Origin of the sequence: Falsiroseomonas sp. E2-1-a4 (genome assembly GCF_051433165.1) — a bacterium.
Taxonomy (GTDB): Bacteria; Pseudomonadota; Alphaproteobacteria; order Acetobacterales; family Acetobacteraceae; genus Falsiroseomonas.
In genome coordinates this window covers 18,515-33,828 of record NZ_JBHMFS010000012.1, presented here as the reverse complement: position 1 = coordinate 33,828, position 15,314 = coordinate 18,515, and the positions used below count along the sequence as shown (strand labels likewise).

Genomic DNA, 15,314 nt, shown 5'->3' with positions numbered 1-15,314 from the left:
CTTAAGCCCCCACCCAGCCCCCCCCAGCGGTGGGGAGGGCTTTGGCTACATCCGCCAGCGGCGGTGCTGCCACAGCCATTGGCCGGGGTGTTCGCGGATCCAGCCCTCGACGATGTCGTTCACCTGCTGCGTCGCCGCCTGGATATCCACCAGGCCCTTCGCGTCCCGCGCGAGGTCCACCGCCTCCGTCAGCTCCAGCCGGAAACGGCCGCCGGGCAGGCGGATGGCGCGGGCACCGTGGATCGGGCAGTCGAAGCGGCGGGCGAGGCGGGCCAGGATCGGGATCGCCGTCGCCTCCCGCCCGAAGAAGCGGATCTTCGGGCCGCGGCCGAAGCGCTGGTCCACCAGCATGCCGAGATGCAGCCCTTCATCCAGCGCCTCCATCATGCGGATCGGCGCGGCGGGGCCGGCCGGGATCAGCGCGCCCATGACGCCACGGCGCAGCGCCAGGATGTCGCGCGCGACCGCGGCGTTGTTCGGCGTGCGGTACAGGGCGGCGGCCGGCAGACCGTGGCGCAGCGCGGCGACGGCGGGCAATTCCCAATTCGCCAGATGCGCGGCGAAAAGGATGGCCGGTTTGCCGTCATCCCGCAGCCGCGCGAAGCGCGCCATGCTGTCGGCATCCAGCTCAATACGTCCGGTGTTGGGGTTGTCCGGGTCGAAATCCCAGAGGTCGCCGAGATGGACGTATTCGCTGGCGGTGCGGCCGAGATTCTCCCAGCTCTCCCGCAGGATCGCCGCACGTTCCTCGGCGGTCTTCTCCGGGAACGCCGCGTCGATATTCTCCCGTGCGATGCGGTTCGCGGAGGTCAGCGGGCCGAGGCTGCGCGCCACGGCGGCGCCAATCCGCCCCGCCCGGTCCGGTCCCAGCGCGCGCACCATCGCAAAACCGCCGCGGATCAGGGCGGCCAGCGTTTCATCCGCGGCGCGTTTCAGGGCCGCCTTTATCGAAGGGGTCGGCAACTCAGAACTTTACGACGATCTTGCCGAAGACGCGGCGCGATTCCAGGCGCTCCAGCCCTTCGGTGAAGCGCTCCAGCGGCACCACGGTGTCCAGCACTGGCAGAACACCCCCGGCCATCTTGCCGAGCGCATCCCCCACATTGCGGATCGCACAGCCGAAACTCCCAAAAATGCGGAGCTGGCGCTGGAAGATCATCATCAGGTTCGTCTCCGCCGAGACGCCGGAGGTACTGCCGCAGGTCACCAGCCGCCCGCCCATGCGCAGCGACAGCAGCGACCCCGCCCAGGTGGTCGCGCCCACATGTTCGAACACCACATCGACGCCGCGCTTGCCGGTGATGCGGCGGGCAATGGTCGAGAAGTTCTTCTCGGAATAATTCACCACATGATCGGCGCCGAGCGCCTGCGCCTTGGCGCATTTCTCGTCATCGCCCGCGGTTGCGATCACCGTGCAGCCCAGCGCCTTGGCGACACGGATGGCGACGGAGCCGATGCCCGATCCGGCGGCCTGGATCAGGATGGTCTCGCCCGGCTTGAGCTGGGCGTTGTCGAACAGCATGTGCTCGACGGTGCCGAAGGTGACGGTGGCGCAGGCGGCTTCCTCGAAGGGAACACCATCCGGCACGCGCACCAGCAGGCGTGCGGGCACATTGGCCAGTTCCCGTGCGAAGCCATCCACATGGAAACCGGCGACGCCGGAGACGTTCTCGCAGAAATTGTCGCGGCCTTCGCGGCAGGCGGCGCAATGGCCGCAGGTGCGTGCGCCATAGGGCACGGCGCGGTCGCCGGCCTTCCAGCCGGTGACGCCGGCGCCAACCGCGACCACTTCGCCGGAGGCCTCCGCGCCCACCGCCAGCGGCAGGGTGCGCTGCGCGAAGGCCATGCCGCGCCAGCCCCACACATCGATGTGGTTCAGCGAGATCGCGCGGATGCGAAGCTGCACCTCGCCCTCACCGGGCGGCGGCGGCGGGTCGATGTCTTCCAGCCGCAGATCGCGGTCGCCATGCAGGCGCAGCGCGCGCATCAGGTGGGTGCTCCACTCAGGACAAGACAGACATTCTGGCCGCCGAAGCCGAAGCTGTTCGACAACACATTCCCGACCTTCGCGGCGCGGGCGACGTTTGGCACCACATCCAACGTGATCGCCGGGTCCGGCTCCACATGGTTGATGGTAGGCGGCAGCATCTGGTCGCGGATCGCCAGCAGGCTGAAGGCGGCCTCAATAGCGCCGGAGGCCGAGAGCGTGTGGCCGATCATCGACTTGTTGGAGGAGATCGGCGGCGCCGCCTCGCCGAACACGGCGCGCATGGCCAAATTCTCCATCTTGTCGTTCTCCGGCGTGCCGGTGCCATGGGCGTTGACGTAGGAGATATCGGCCGGCGTCAGCCCGGCATCCTCGATGGCGTTGCGCATGGCGCGGATCACCGCGCTGCCATCGGGGTTGGAGCGGGTGCGGTGGAAACTGTCCGACTTCTCCCCACAGCCACGCACAAGGCCGAGGATGCGGGCGCCGCGGGCGCGGGCATGGGCCAGGCTTTCCAGAACCAGGCAGGCCGCGCCCTCGCTCATCACGAAGCCGCCGCGATTCTTCTCGAAGGGGCGGGAGGCGCCAGTGGGGTCGTCGTTGCGGGTGGACAGCGCCGAGAGCAGGGAGAAGCGGATCAGCGCCTCCGGCTGCACCGTGCCATCGGCGCCGATGGCGAGTGCCGCTTCCGTCTCGCCGCGCTGGATCGCCTCGACGCCGAGCTGGATGGCGGAGGCGCCGGTGGCGCAGGCGGTGGTGACGGCGACTGGGGATCCGCGCGTGCCGAAGCGGGCGGCGAGCTGCTCCCCCACCGTCTGGAAGGCGGCGGTTTCATACAGGGTGGGCCAGCCGGTCGCGGCCAGGGTCAGTGCCTGGTAGGTGGCGGGCGCCGGTGCCACGCGGCGGGCAAGTTCGAAGCGGTGCGGCCATTCCACCTCGACCGGCGGCATGCCCAGCATTAGCGGGCCGGGGAAGTCCTGGCCGTCGAGGCCGGATTCGGCCAGCGCCTCCTCCGCCGCCATCGCGGCCATGCGGGTAACGCGGGGGGTGGCGGTCAGAACTTGGCCCTCGGCCTCCTCGGGCAGGTCCACGGTACCGGCGATGGTGGTGCGCAGGTCATTGGTCGGGAAGCGGGTGATGCGGCGGATGCCGGAGGTGCCGGCCAGCAGCGCCGCCCAGTTCGCCGCCACGCCGAAGCCGAGCGGGGTCACCAGGCCGATACCCGTGACGGCGACAACAGGACGGCCGCGCGAATCGACGTCCGTTGGCCTCGGCCGATTCAGCTCTCCGGGGCCTTCGCCCCTCCGACCATCGGACGTGGTCACGGCTGATCTCCCGCCGGAATGGCCTGCAGATGGGCCAGCGCCTCGCCGCGCCAGGCGCCGAAGCCGGTCACCAGCAGATCGGTCGGCGGAGCGGCCAGCGGGGTCTCGGTCTCTTCCAGCGAAGGCGGCAACACGCCTTCCACCAGCATCAGCGCGCCAAGCGCCAGGCTGGCCGGAAAGCTCGCCTCCACCCCCCAGCCGAGGCGGCTGCCGGCGGCGCGCAGCGTGATGTCGCGGCCGAGGCCCGCGAGGAAATCCCGTTCCGCCGTCAACGGCCCGGCGACGCCTGTGGCACCCGACAGCACGGTCAGCGGCCCGTCCGGCAGCGCCAGCCGGGCAAGGGCGCGGGCGGCGGCGGCGGCGCTGCCATCCGTGCCATCGCGCCGCGCCTGTTCGCAGGCGACGCCCATGATGCGCGCCAGGCCACGCGCGCCGCGCGCTCGGGCGCTGTCCGCATTCTCCAACACCAGAAAAGCGCCGAGCGTGCCGGGGATGGCACCGGGCGCGTCCTCGCGAGCAAAAACGGGCGCGAAGCCGCCCTGCCGCAGCAGCCCGGCCGAGTGGTAGAGCACCATCAGGTCCCAGCGCGCCGCGACGAAGGCGCCGCCGACCAGCGCCGCCTGGCCACGGCCTTCCGCCAGCCGTGCCGCCGCGATGCGCACCGCATCGGCGCCGGCCTGTTCCTCCCCCATGAAGGTGCGGGAGGCGCCGGTGACGCCGTGGACGATGGAGATGTTGCCGGCCAGCAGGTTCGAAAGCTGCGCCAGGAACAGGGTTGGTCGCAGCCCGCCGGCCAGCAGCGCGTTCAACTGGGTCGCGGCTTCGGCCGGTGGCAGCCCGGCCAGCGCCGCCAGCACGCTTTCATCCAGCGGCAGGTCACGCTCACCGCCGCCGGCGGCCACGATCAGGTCCATGTCCCCAACCAGGGCGCGCGCCCCGGCATCGTCCAGCGCCAGCCCGGCGGCATAGGTGCCGAGGCGCTGCCACGGCTCCATCTGCCGCTGGTCGCCCTTCTTCGGGATCTGCCGGTCCAGCTCCAGCGCGGGGGCGGGGTGCAGCGGGAAGGGGGCGTGGCTGTCCGTATCCACTGGCGCCGGGGTGGCGCCGGCCAGCGCCGCCAGATGCGCGGCGCGACCCTCGCCGGCGGCGGAGACCAGGCCGATCCCGGTGATCCAGATCTCCATCTCAGGCATGGACTGCCACGGAATAACCAGGCAGGCCGATGCGCTGGGCCGTCGCGGTCATCGCTTCGCGCAGCGCATCGGCGGGGAAGGGCATGATGCGGAAGGTGATCTCGGCATCGGCGATGCGCTTGCCCTCCACCAGGATGCGCGCCTCGGCCACCGCATAGCCGGAGCCGTCATGGGTGCGCTTGGCTTCGACCACCAGCCTGGTACCGGGGCCGACGAAGCCGCGGAAATTGGCGCCATTGACCTTCAGCAGGAAGGGCATGCGCTGCATCCCTTCCAGGGCCAGCAGCAGCCAGCCGGCGGTCTGCGCCATCGTCTCCACGAGCAGCACGCCGGGGACGATGGGGTAGCCCGGAAAATGGCCTTCGAAGACCGGGCTGGCCTCCGGCACCCGACTTTCGACCGTGATGTGGTCCGCGCCCAGCGTCACCACGTGATCGACCATCTGGAAATATTCCAGCCGCATGGCGCGCGCCCCGTAGCCCTGGGTTCAGCCCTTGGCCTGCTTGGCGGCCACGAGTTCCTCGATCCGCTGGGCGAGGTTGTCCATGACGAAATACTGCTCGGCCGGGGCGGTGCCGGCATTCACTTCCTGCGTCCAGGTCTCGACCGGCACCTTGATGCCGAAGGCCTTGTCGATGGCGAAGACGATGTCGAGGAAGTCCAGGCTGTCGATGCCCAGGTCGTTGATGACATGCGCGCCCGGCGTGATGGACTCACGCGCCACTTCGCTGTTCTCTGCGATGATGTCGGCGATACGGTCGAAAACCGGGGACGTCATGGGGAACAGGCTCCGGGCGGAGGTGGGGAGATCACGCAAGCGCGCGTCTTCGCGCGAACCGGGCGCCTTGTCCAGCGCGGCGGTCGCGGCGGGGGCGTGAGTGTTGCGAGCGATTCTTAACCATTCGCGGCACAATCGAGCAGCGGGCCAAGCTGCCCGACGCGCCGTTCGATGATGGCCGCACGCTGGCGCAGGTTCGGCGTTGGTGCGGCGGCGGACCAGGTGAGCGGGCTGGGCAGCACGGCGGCGAGCAGCGCGGCCTCGCGAGCGGTCAGCCGGGCGGCCGGCTTGTTGAAGAAGGACTGCGCGGCGGCTTCGGCGCCATACACACCCGGGCCGAATTCGACGATGTTCAGATAGACCTCCAGCACTCGCTGCTTCGGCCACAGCAGCGCGACCTGGGGCGTCAGCCAGGCCTCCATCGCCTTGCGCAGCGGGTCACGCCCCGGCCACAGCAGCAGGTTCTTCGCCGTCTGCATGGTGATGGTGCTGGCGCCCCGCGGCCGGTCACCTTCCCGCCACGCCTCGAATTGTTCCCGTAGCGCGCCGAAATCGAAGCCCAGCGCCTGGCGGCAGAACAGATTGTCCTCGGAGGCGATGACAGATCGCGCCAGCGCCGGCGCGATCGACCCATAGGGCACCCAGTCCCGCTGCAGGCCATGGCCCTGCGCGGCGCGGATCAGCATCAGCGGCGTGACCGGAGGCGGAATGAAGCGGTAGGCCAGGATCAGCAGCGGCGGCGCCAGCAGCGCCACCAGCACCACAAGGCGCAGAAACCGGCCGAGGCGCCTCACGCGCTGCGGGGGCCGGGCAGTCGGCGGGCGGGTTGGGCGGGCCGGATCATGCAGCCAAGGCTAGGGCAGTTTCGGCTCCGGCGGAAAGGTCGGGCGGGTGCCGGCGCCGCGCCGCAGCACGCCACGCGGGCGGCCATCGACGCAGACCGGCAAATGGCGGACGCCCGCTGCCTCGAAGACCTGCAGAGCGTCCTGCATCGGCAGGTCGGGTGGGATGGTGACGGGGCTGCGGGTCATTTCCCACTCCACCCGCGTTTCCTGTGGGTCGCAGCCAACGGCCAGGCAGCGCACTGCGTCGCTGCCGGTGAAGATGCCGAGCAGCCGCTGCTCGACACCGACGATCAGGACCGCGGTTGTGCCGTAGCGCTGCATGACGCGACAGGCCTCCGCCACGCTGTCATCGGGCCCGAGGGTGACCGGTTCGGCCTGTTGGATGGGTGGCGGGGTGGGCAAGGGTGGTGCGAACTGGGCCATGGCGCGTTCCCATTCTTGCATCTGACGTCATGCATCTGGGCATCTTTGAACTGGCGTGCGGCCCCAAAGTTTGATCTGGCGCAATGAGTGACGGGGTCGTGATGGCTCAGCGCAAATTCTCGAAGAAGTCGTTCTCCGTATCCTGTCGCGCATGTTCCACCGCGCGGAAATCGTAGCGGGAAAGGATACCGCGCACGCGCCCTTGCTCGCAGACCGGCAGATGGCGGAAGCCGCCATCATTCAGCAGGCGCAGCGCGTCGCTGGCATGGTGCTCCGGCGTCACCGTCTCCGGCTGCCGGGTCATCACCTCGGCCAGCCTGGTCTTCGGGTCACGGCCCTCGGCCAGGCAGCGCACCGCGTCCCGGCCGGTGAAGATGCCCTGGAGCAGGTCAGGACCCCGCACCACCATCACGGCGCCTACGCGGCGCTGGTGCATCGCCTGGCAGGCGGCAGCGAGCGTGGCATCGGGTGGCAGGGTCAGGGGGTTTTGGCCCTGGATGATCTCGGCGATCAGGCGGTCCCGCATGCTTTTATCCTCCCTCGACAGGCTCATGATGGGCGGGGGAGCGATGCGGCGCCTTGCGGCAGGTCAAGCTGTGGGTCGGGGTAAGGTGGTGCGGGCGGTCGGAATCGAACCGACACTCCTCTCGGAACCGGATTTTGAGTCCGGCGCGTCTACCAGTTCCACCACGCCCGCGCGGCACGCAGGATAGCGCAGAACCGCTTCAGGGGGAACCGGGTGGATCGACGGTTCGGGTGGGGAAGTCGGCGGGGCTGGCGATTTCCAGCAGTTCCAGGTCCTCGGAATGCGCCACCTCCACATGGCGAACCAGAGGCGGCTGCAGCACGCTGTCGCCGGGGCGGAAGGTGACCTCCCCGATATCCTCATAGGTGAAGGTCACCCAGCCGCGCAGCACATAGACCAGCTGGAAGCCAAGTTCATGCGTGTGCCATTGCGGCGCCGCACCCGTGCCGGGGACGGCGCGGATCACATGCGCACCGAAGGCTCCGCACGTGGCCGCCCGCACCCGAGGTCGCGATAGGCGAAGAAGCTTCGCAGCCCGGTCTCGAAATGGGCGTCCTCGGCCCGGCTGATGGTGGTGCGCGGCCCCTCCGGCATGGGGTTGTTCTCCCTTTGCGAATTTCTGCACCCACCATAACATGGCGCAAGGATGACAGCGGCCCGCATCATGCGGCTCACGATCACGTGAGGGCATGGTAACCGGATCGCTGTCGTCGTGTTAGGTTGCAGTATGCAGGATTTACCTCACCCGCCCGAACGCGCGGCGCTGTTCCTCGACTTCGACGGTACCCTCGTGGAGATCGCCGAACGACCGGACGCCGTCATCGTCCCCCCCGACCTGCCCGGATTGCTGGAGCGTCTGTCGACGCATCTCGATGGCGCGCTCGCCATCATCTCCGGCCGCCCGCTGGCGGAACTCGACCATTTCCTCCCGGTGCCGATCGCCAAGGTCGGCAGCCATGGCGCGGTGCTGCGGCCGGTGCCGCATGGCCCGCTGGAGGAGCCCGCGCTGCCCTCGCCGCCCGCCGCCTGGCGGGTGCGCCTGGCCACCTTGGCCGAGAGCTTCCCCGGCGCATTCATCGAGGACAAGGCGCATGGCTTCGTCCTGCATTTCCGCCAAGCTCCGGAAGCCGGCCCGGTTTCCCGCACCCTGCTGGAATCCCTGGTGGCGGAGGCGCCGGATGCCTTCGCGCTGATGCCCGCCCGCATGGCGTGGGAGGTGACGCCGCGCGCCGTCTCCAAGGGCACCGCGGTCACCAGCCTGATGGCGCGCAGCCCCTTTGCCGGGCGCCTGCCGGTGTTCGTTGGCGACGATGTGACGGATGAGGCGGGCATGGCGGTGGCGCGCGCTGCCGGCGGCCAGGGGCTGCGGCTCCAGGATGTGTTCGGCACGCCGCCCGTGTTCCGCGACTGGCTCGCCGGGTTGGATCGGCATTATAGGCGCGGAGCGGCGGCATGAGCCGGCTCGTCATCGTCGCCAATCGGGTGCCGGACCCGAAGGAAGGCGGCGCCACCGCGGGCGGACTGGCGGTAGCCATGAAGGATGCGCTGGCCAATCGTGAGGCGGTCTGGTTCGGCTGGTCCGGCAAGACGGCGGCCGAGACCGGCACGAAAGCCGCGATCAGCCAGCATGGCCGGACGACCTATGCCACGATCGACCTCGGGCATGACGACTACAAGCATTACTACCAGGGCTTTTCCAACGCGGCGCTGTGGCCGGTGCTGCATTACCGCCTCGGCATCGCGCGCTTCGACCGGCGCGACTTCGCCGGCTACCAGCGCACCAACCTGGCCTTCGCCCAGGCCCTGGCGCCGCTGTTGCAGCCGGATGACACGGTCTGGATTCACGATTTCCACCTGTTCCTGATGCCGGCGGAGCTGCGAGCGCTGGGCTGCAGGCAGCGCATCGGCTTCTTCCTGCATGTGCCCTTCCCGCCGCGCTCCGTCTTCAACGGCCTGCCCCATGCCGAGAAGCTGCTGGAGGCGCTGGAGGCGGTGGACACCATCGGCACCCAAACCGAGGACGATGCCGAAAACCTGCGCGCCGCTCTGATCGCCATCGGCAAGGGCGATGTGGCGATGCGCGTCGGCGCCTTCGCCATCGGCATCGACGGCACCGGCTTCGCCAAGCTGGCCGCGCAGCGTGCCAATGCCAAGGAAGTGGTGCGGCTGCGCGAGTCGCTGGGCGGCCGCTCGCTGGCCATCGGCGTGGACCGGCTCGACTACACCAAGGGCCTGCCGCAGCGCATCGCCGGCTTCGGCGCGATGCTGGAGCGGTTTCCGCGCCACCGCGGCAAGATCACCTTCCTCCAGGTGGCGCCGGTCAGTCGCGGCGATGTGGCCATGTACCGCGCGCTGCGGCGCGAACTGGATGAGGGTGTCGGCCGCATCAATGGCCAGATGGCGGAACCGGACTGGGCGCCGATCCGCTACATCACCCGCGCCGTGCCAAGACCGACCCTGGCGGGCTTCATGCGCATGGCGCGTATCGGCGTGGTGACACCGCTGCGCGACGGCATGAACCTGGTGGCCAAGGAATTCGTCGCGGCGCAGGACCCGGAGGATCCCGGCGTGCTGGTGCTGTCGCGCTTCGCCGGCGCGGCGGTGGAGCTGGATGGTGCGCTGATCGTCAACCCGCTCGACCCCGACGACATCGCCGAGGCGCTGGATGCGGCGATGGACATGCCGAAGGATGAGCGGATGGATCGCTGGACGCGCAACTGGGCCACCGTGAAGGCCGGCTCCGCCAGCATCTGGTGCCGGCGCTTCCTTTCGGCGCTGGAGGGGACCAAGGATGTCGCCGATGCCGGCGAGGCGGAAGCCCAGCCGGCCCCGGTCCGCAAGCCGCGCGGCAAGCGCGCGGCTTGATTCTGCGGGTACTGCGGACCGGTCACTTATACCAAATCCCACGGATCGTGACCGATCCGTGCCTCAGGCGCCGGCGCTCCGCTTGGCTCGCCGCACCTGCGGCGGCGGCCATTCGGCCGCTCGGCCGGAGTCGAGCACGCCTGCGCGGTGACGCCGGCCGCAGGTTCCCGTCAGTGGGACTTGGTATTACCGGTCCCGAGGCCGCGAAGGCGGCCCGCCGCTTGTGCGGCGAAGCCAAGGAAACCGGAGGTTTCCGCCCGGCATATGAGGGTCAGAAAGTAAAGCGCGTGCCCACCAGCAGGCTGCGGCCGGGCGTGACGAAGCCGTTCGCCGGTTCCCACCGGCTATTGCCCAGGTTGCGCCCTTCGACATAGCCGGTGATGGCGCTGGTGATGCGGTAGGATGCCGTCAGGTTCAGCACCGTGGCGGATTTGTTGTAGTTCACGCCGGAGACGAAGCGGCCGGCATCGGTGTAGGAGGCGCTGTCCGGCGAGGGGCCGGTGAACAGCACCTCCGGACTGATCGTGATGCGATCCGTCGGCGAAATGCGGGCGCCGGCGCTGACCACGTTGCGCGGGCGGCGGGCCAGCGGGGCATCCGCCACCCGGTCCCGCGCCTGCGTGATGGTCCAGCCCAGCCGCGCATCCAGCCAGCGCGCCGGCCGCGCCACCAGGGCCAGCTCGACACCCTGGCTGCTCGCCTTCTCGATGTTTTCGAGGCTGGAGAAGCTGCGGTTGAAGTTGATCAGGTTGTTGGTGCGCGTGTTGAAATAGGTGGCACTCGCTGTCACGCCGTCCGTGCGGCCGAACAGGGGCAGGTCGGTCTCGGAGCCAATTTCCCAGGCGAAGCTGTCCTCCGCTTCCAGATTGGGATTGCCCTGGAAGAAGCTGCCGATGCGACCGAAGCGCTGGTACAGCGACGGCGCCTTGAAGGCGGTGCCCGCCGAGGTGCGAAGGCGGGAGGACACTTCCGGCAACGCCAGCACGGCGCCAACGCGCCACGACAGGAAGCCGTCATAGTCATCCGCCAGATCCTGCCGCAGCCCGGCCGAAAGATCGAGGCGCGGGCCAAGCTGCGCCTGGATGCCCGCATGCAGCGCCGTGTTGCTGGCGGAGGCATCCGTGGTGGTGCGGAAGCTGGGGGAGCCGGAATTGGCTTCCACACTCTCCTGCTCATGGGTCACGCCGAAGGCCAGGCCCGCGGCGGTGAACGGCCCGAGATCGCCGAGCCGCACGCGATTGCCCCAATCCAGGACCTGGCGCGTGCCACGATACAGATCGTCGGTGGAGGCGCTGCTGCGGGAATCCGGCAGGTTCAGGTAGCGGCGCCGATCCTCGGTGATGGCGGCGCGCAGGCCGGTGGTCCACGCACCGTCGAACAGGCCGGTCTCGGCCCGCAGCTGGCCGAACCAGCGGCGGTCATTGCCGGTATAGTTCGGGTCGTCATTCGGGATGTTGTCCAGCTCCAGCTGGTTTTCTCGCCAGCGCAGCAGGCCCTCGATGCTGGTGGTGCCGCCGGTCCAGCCGAAGCGGGCGGTGCCGGCGGCGGCGCGGAGCGATTCGGTTTCCCGCGTGTCGTTGGTGAAGCGGCGCGGGGTGGCGTCGCTGCCCTGGGTGGTCAGGCCCTGGCCCATCACCAGGTAGTTCCAGCCGCCCAGGCTGCCGGCCGCGCCGAGCGCGCCACGGGCGGTGCCCTGGCTACCGCCGGCGAGGTCGCCGAAGATCTGCACGGGCACCCCGGCCGGCGCGCGGCGCGTCACCAGGTTGATGACGCCGCCGATGGCACCCGAGCCGTAGAGCGATGACCCCGGCCCGCGCACCACCTCGATCCGCTCGATATCGGCCAGCAATTCATTGCCGAAGTTGAAGGCGCCATTGGGCTCGGAGGCATCGTTCACCGGTACGCCATCCAGCAGCACCAGCACATGGCGGGATGCGGTGCCGCGGATGAAGACGCTGGCCTGCTGGCCGAGGCCGCCGCCCTGCACCATGTTCATCCCCGGCACGGTGGCCAGGGCTTCGGCGAGGGACTGGTAGCCGCGTTCCTCGATATCGGCGCGGGTCAGCACGGTAACGGCGGCGGGCACGCGCTCCGCATCGGTCGGGATGCGGGTGGCGGTGACGATGGTCTCGGCCAAAGGGTGCTGGGCCAAAGGCTGCTGGGCCAGGGCGGTGGTGGCCAACAGCAGGGGCAGGGCGAGCGCGATGGGCGCGGCCCCAATCGTGGACAATAGTCGCATGGGAATCCTCCGTGCGATCAGACGACAAGCCACGCCACCCTTGCGGGCAGCGCAGCGGCTGGCGTCGTCGCCGCCGGCGGAGACGAGCGGACGCCGAGGGGCAATGCCCGCCGGTGGCCTGTCGTTCCGTTGCGCCGGTGCACCCCGCCCGGCACGCGCGTGACGTCTCTGCGCCGGCCGGTCTCCTGGCTCGCGGAGGCTCGGGAGGGATCCTCCCGAAGGACTGTCCCCGCCTTCTCGGGCCCGAGGGACCCAATGGCGTCAGGGAGACAGTCTCTCCGCCTACAGTTGCGGGGGCAGCCGCGGACGGGGCCCGGCAGCTTGCGCCACAAGGCCTTCGCGCGTTCCCGTTTCAGCCCTTGCGGGCCACCGGCGCATGCGGATGTGTTACCACTACGGCGCAGCACCGCACAATCGGGGGGTCAGAAGATCCAGCCCAGCGCCTGAAGCCCGAGCCAGCCGAGGAAGCCGAGCATGACGGTGGCGAAGACGCAGCCGGCGATGGTCAGCCCCACGCCCCAGCCCGTGACGATGCTGTCATGCTCGATCAGGCCCAGCGCCATGACGATGTTGCCGAAGGCGGGTGGGCCATTGGTGCCGGGGCCGGGCAGGATCAGCATGATGGCCACATAGGCGGTCAGCCAGCCGATGACGCGCTCGCCCAGGGGTGAGGTGAAGAAGCCCGGCCGTGGCCTGACGTATTTCTCGACCCGCCCCAACCCCTTGGAGGAGACGGAGGCGAGGCGCAGCAGGTCGGACCGCTTGATGGTCTGCCGCGCCAGGATGCCGGGCAGCTTCGGCACGCGCAGCCCCAGCCCCATCTGCACGCCTAGAATCAGCAGCGGCGTGCCGAAGACGGTGGCCATGCCGGGCAGCAGGCCGGGCAGCAGCAACAGCAGCAGCAGCAGGCCGAAGCCGCGGTCGCCAAAGGCCTGCGCCAATTCGCCGAGGCTGATGCGCTCGCCCGGAAAGGCGGCCGCCACCTCCGCCACGATGCGGGAGATCGGCGCGGTATCCGCGTCCGGCATCCGATCCGGGCTCATGCTGTGCGCGTGGGGCAGGTGGTCAGCTCAGCCCGAACAGCCAGGCGAAACCCGCGGCCAGCATCCAGCCGACGCTGCCGATGATGGACAGGCCGACGAACATGCTGAACACGCCGAACAGTGCGCCGGCGAGGATGGTCCGTGTATCCTCCTCCATCAGTCCGATCGCCATGATCATGCAGGCGAGCGACGGCGGACCGTTGGTGAAGGGCAGCGGGATGCAGACGATGGCGGCAAGCACCACGCCATAGGCCCCCATCATCCGTTCCCCGGTTCGGCTGGTGAGCCAGGAGGGGCGCGGCTTCACGAAGCGTTCGACACGCTGCAACCAGGGCAGCGACTTCGCCGCGATCAACCGCAGATCGGACCGGCGCATCGAACGCCGCGTCAGCATCGTGGGCAGTTTCGGGGAGGGCAGCCCATAGGCGAGCTGCGCGCAGATGATAAGCAGCGGCACGCCGAAGATCGGGCTGAGGCCGGGGATGTAGATCGGCAGAAGGTTGGGCAGCGCGAACAGCACGATCAGCACGCCATATCCGCGTGCCCCCAGGGCTTGCATGAGATCCCCGAGGGTCAGGCGATCCGACGGCCAATCGCGAGCAATGCCGGTGACCAATTCTGAAACAGGCACCGGATGCGCGGCGGGCGCATCGGCGTGCGACATGTCCTGAAGCCCGTCGATGACGCGCCCACTCCTTCCCCAGCCCGGCGCTTTCGGCCGGGGAGCCATTTCCCGGTGCAATCGGTAGCACGCGTCCCGCACGGTTCACAGGGGCATATCACACGAGCGTGAGGCATAATGCGCTGTTACGAGAGGCAGTCGGGTCTTCATGCGGACCAGTACACGCCCGTGCTGCCAAACGGCCAGGGGGCGAAGCGGGGCGCGCGATGAACCGTGCCCTTGTCGTGCTTCGTCACGTCCATGCGACATGTCTCCGACGCCCCGGGCCGCCATGGCCCGATCAGCGGTGGAGTTAAGCATGGCGACGGCCGGATGCCAGCGACCGGACCGTGACAGCGTGGCAGCGGCGGCTATTGCGGCTCGAAATTCGCAATCCGCAGCAGTTCGGCATTGCGGGCGACGTCGGCGGCGATGAAGGCCTCGGTCTCGGCCACGCTTTCGGCCACGGCCTCGAAGCCAAGGCTGGTCAGGCGCTGGGCGACGGCTGGCTCGCGCATCCCCTCGACCAGCGCGGCGTTGCAGCGCGCCACGATCTCGGCCGGCACGCCGCGCGGGGCCCAGACGCCATACCAGGAGTAGAATTCAAAGCCCGGCAGCCCGGCCTCCGCCATGGTCGGCAGGTCGGGTGCGAGCGGCGTGCGCGCGGGGGTGGCGATGCCCAGGCCGCGAAGTTGGCCGCCCCGCACCAGGGGCAGCGTGGCCAACACCGGGTCGAACATCAGATGGGCATTGCCGGCGGCCACATCCGTCAGCGCCGGCGAGGTGCCGCGGTAGCCGACGATTTCGATATTCGCGCCGGTCAGGCGGTTGAACTCAATGGTCCCGAGGTGTCCGGCGGACCCCAGAGAGGAGGTCGCGAAGGACCAGCGTGCAGGTTCGGCCCTTGCCGCCGCGACGATCTCGGGGATGGTGCGCTGCGGGCGCTGCGGGCTCATCACCATCACCAGCGGGCCGCGCGCCGTGCGGGCCAGCGGCACGAAATCCGTCACCGGGTCATAGGGCACGTTCCGCATCACGCTGCGCGCCATGACGTGGATCGAGGCCGAGCCGAGGATGGTGTAGCCATCGGCGCCGGCCTGGAGCACGGCATTGCTGCCGACCTGGCCATTGGCGCCGGAGCGGTTTTCCACCACCACCGTGGCGCCCAGCTTTTCCTGGAGTTTTTGCGCGGCCAGGCGGGACATCGCATCGGTGGCGCCACCGGGCGGGTAGGGGACGACCATGCGGATCGTCCGCGCCGGCCAGGCCTGCCCAAGCACCGCGGGAGATGCGAGGGGTACGGCCAGAACGCCGCCACCTGCCGCCAGAATGCCACGCCTGCTGATCATCCTGCGCTCCTTCCGCATATCCGACGGGAATGCTGGCATCGGCCCGGATGGGATGCAAACGAATCGATGGATCGGAAGGA

Annotated in this window: 17 protein-coding genes, 1 tRNA gene and 1 riboswitch; of the genes, 2 read left to right on the top strand and 16 right to left on the bottom strand. The window is 69.5% G+C overall.

The genetic code is table 11. The features are described 5' to 3' along the window. Positions 1-45: 45 nt before the first annotated feature. From ACFHNC_RS14340 to ACFHNC_RS14285, 12 genes are all read right to left on the bottom strand, one after another. Entirely contained in the window at positions 46-963 is a 918-nt protein-coding gene (locus ACFHNC_RS14340) for a lipid A biosynthesis lauroyl acyltransferase (protein WP_437169907.1), read from the bottom strand. A gap of 1 nt (position 964) precedes the next feature. Then, complete coding sequence (locus tag ACFHNC_RS14335) at positions 965-1,987, bottom strand: zinc-binding dehydrogenase (RefSeq protein ID WP_437169906.1); 1,023 nt, start codon at positions 1,985-1,987, stop codon at positions 965-967. After that, entirely contained in the window at positions 1,987-3,270 is a 1,284-nt protein-coding gene (locus ACFHNC_RS14330; protein ID WP_437170024.1) for a beta-ketoacyl-ACP synthase, read from the bottom strand. The genes ACFHNC_RS14335 and ACFHNC_RS14330 overlap by 1 nt, the downstream gene beginning before the upstream one ends. Before the next feature lie 38 nt (positions 3,271-3,308). After that, positions 3,309-4,505: a beta-ketoacyl-ACP synthase gene (locus ACFHNC_RS14325; RefSeq protein ID WP_437169905.1), complete on the bottom strand. Its 1,197-nt coding sequence runs from the start codon at positions 4,503-4,505 to the stop codon at positions 3,309-3,311. Further along, on the bottom strand, positions 4,498-4,968 hold the full coding sequence (locus ACFHNC_RS14320; RefSeq protein ID WP_437169904.1) for a 3-hydroxyacyl-ACP dehydratase FabZ family protein: 471 nt from the start codon (positions 4,966-4,968) through the stop codon (positions 4,498-4,500). The genes ACFHNC_RS14325 and ACFHNC_RS14320 overlap by 8 nt, the downstream gene beginning before the upstream one ends. 24 nt (positions 4,969-4,992) lie before the next feature. Next, a complete protein-coding gene (locus ACFHNC_RS14315; protein WP_437169903.1) occupies positions 4,993-5,283 on the bottom strand; it encodes an acyl carrier protein in 291 nt (96 codons plus the stop codon). A 116-nt stretch (positions 5,284-5,399) separates the two neighbouring features. Then, entirely contained in the window at positions 5,400-6,077 is a 678-nt protein-coding gene (mtgA, locus tag ACFHNC_RS14310) for a monofunctional biosynthetic peptidoglycan transglycosylase (protein ID WP_437169902.1), read from the bottom strand. A gap of 60 nt (positions 6,078-6,137) precedes the next feature. Then, positions 6,138-6,551, bottom strand: coding sequence for a CBS domain-containing protein (locus ACFHNC_RS14305; RefSeq protein WP_437169901.1), 414 nt, complete (start codon positions 6,549-6,551; stop codon positions 6,138-6,140). A 106-nt stretch (positions 6,552-6,657) separates the two neighbouring features. Beyond that, entirely contained in the window at positions 6,658-7,077 is a 420-nt protein-coding gene (locus ACFHNC_RS14300) for a CBS domain-containing protein (RefSeq protein WP_437169900.1), read from the bottom strand. A gap of 86 nt (positions 7,078-7,163) precedes the next feature. Next, positions 7,164-7,248 (bottom strand) — tRNA-Leu (locus tag ACFHNC_RS14295). Positions 7,249-7,276: 28 nt separating this feature from the next. After that, positions 7,277-7,543, bottom strand: a complete 267-nt coding sequence (locus ACFHNC_RS14290; protein WP_437169899.1) for a cupin domain-containing protein — start codon at positions 7,541-7,543, stop codon at positions 7,277-7,279. Beyond that, positions 7,540-7,671: a hypothetical protein gene (locus tag ACFHNC_RS14285; RefSeq protein ID WP_437169898.1), complete on the bottom strand. Its 132-nt coding sequence runs from the start codon at positions 7,669-7,671 to the stop codon at positions 7,540-7,542. The genes ACFHNC_RS14290 and ACFHNC_RS14285 overlap by 4 nt, the downstream gene beginning before the upstream one ends. 133 nt (positions 7,672-7,804) lie before the next feature. Between ACFHNC_RS14285 and otsB the strand changes: the two genes are divergently transcribed. Together otsB and ACFHNC_RS14275 are read left to right on the top strand one after the other, a co-directional pair. Further along, positions 7,805-8,533 carry a trehalose-phosphatase gene (gene otsB / locus ACFHNC_RS14280; protein WP_437169897.1) on the top strand — a complete coding sequence of 243 codons (729 nt, stop codon included), beginning with the start codon at positions 7,805-7,807 and terminating at the stop codon, positions 8,531-8,533. Continuing rightward, entirely contained in the window at positions 8,530-9,942 is a 1,413-nt protein-coding gene (locus ACFHNC_RS14275) for an alpha,alpha-trehalose-phosphate synthase (UDP-forming) (protein ID WP_437169896.1), read from the top strand. The genes otsB and ACFHNC_RS14275 overlap by 4 nt, the downstream gene beginning before the upstream one ends. A 271-nt stretch (positions 9,943-10,213) precedes the next feature. Here the strand turns inward: ACFHNC_RS14275 and ACFHNC_RS14270 are convergent, their stop codons facing one another. From ACFHNC_RS14270 to ACFHNC_RS14255, 4 genes are all read right to left on the bottom strand, one after another. Continuing rightward, positions 10,214-12,181 (bottom strand): TonB-dependent receptor plug domain-containing protein, encoded by a 1,968-nt coding sequence (locus tag ACFHNC_RS14270; RefSeq protein WP_437169895.1) that lies wholly within the window; start codon positions 12,179-12,181, stop codon positions 10,214-10,216. 159 nt (positions 12,182-12,340) lie between these two features. Then, positions 12,341-12,570: riboswitch (cobalamin riboswitch) on the bottom strand. A 33-nt stretch (positions 12,571-12,603) separates the two neighbouring features. Continuing rightward, positions 12,604-13,209 carry an exopolysaccharide biosynthesis protein gene (locus ACFHNC_RS14265; RefSeq protein WP_437169894.1) on the bottom strand — a complete coding sequence of 202 codons (606 nt, stop codon included), beginning with the start codon at positions 13,207-13,209 and terminating at the stop codon, positions 12,604-12,606. Between the two features lie 37 nt (positions 13,210-13,246). Beyond that, positions 13,247-13,888, bottom strand: coding sequence for an exopolysaccharide biosynthesis protein (locus ACFHNC_RS14260; protein ID WP_437169893.1), 642 nt, complete (start codon positions 13,886-13,888; stop codon positions 13,247-13,249). Positions 13,889-14,256: 368 nt separating this feature from the next. Then, entirely contained in the window at positions 14,257-15,234 is a 978-nt protein-coding gene (locus tag ACFHNC_RS14255) for a Bug family tripartite tricarboxylate transporter substrate binding protein (protein ID WP_437169892.1), read from the bottom strand. Positions 15,235-15,314: the final 80 nt, after the last annotated feature.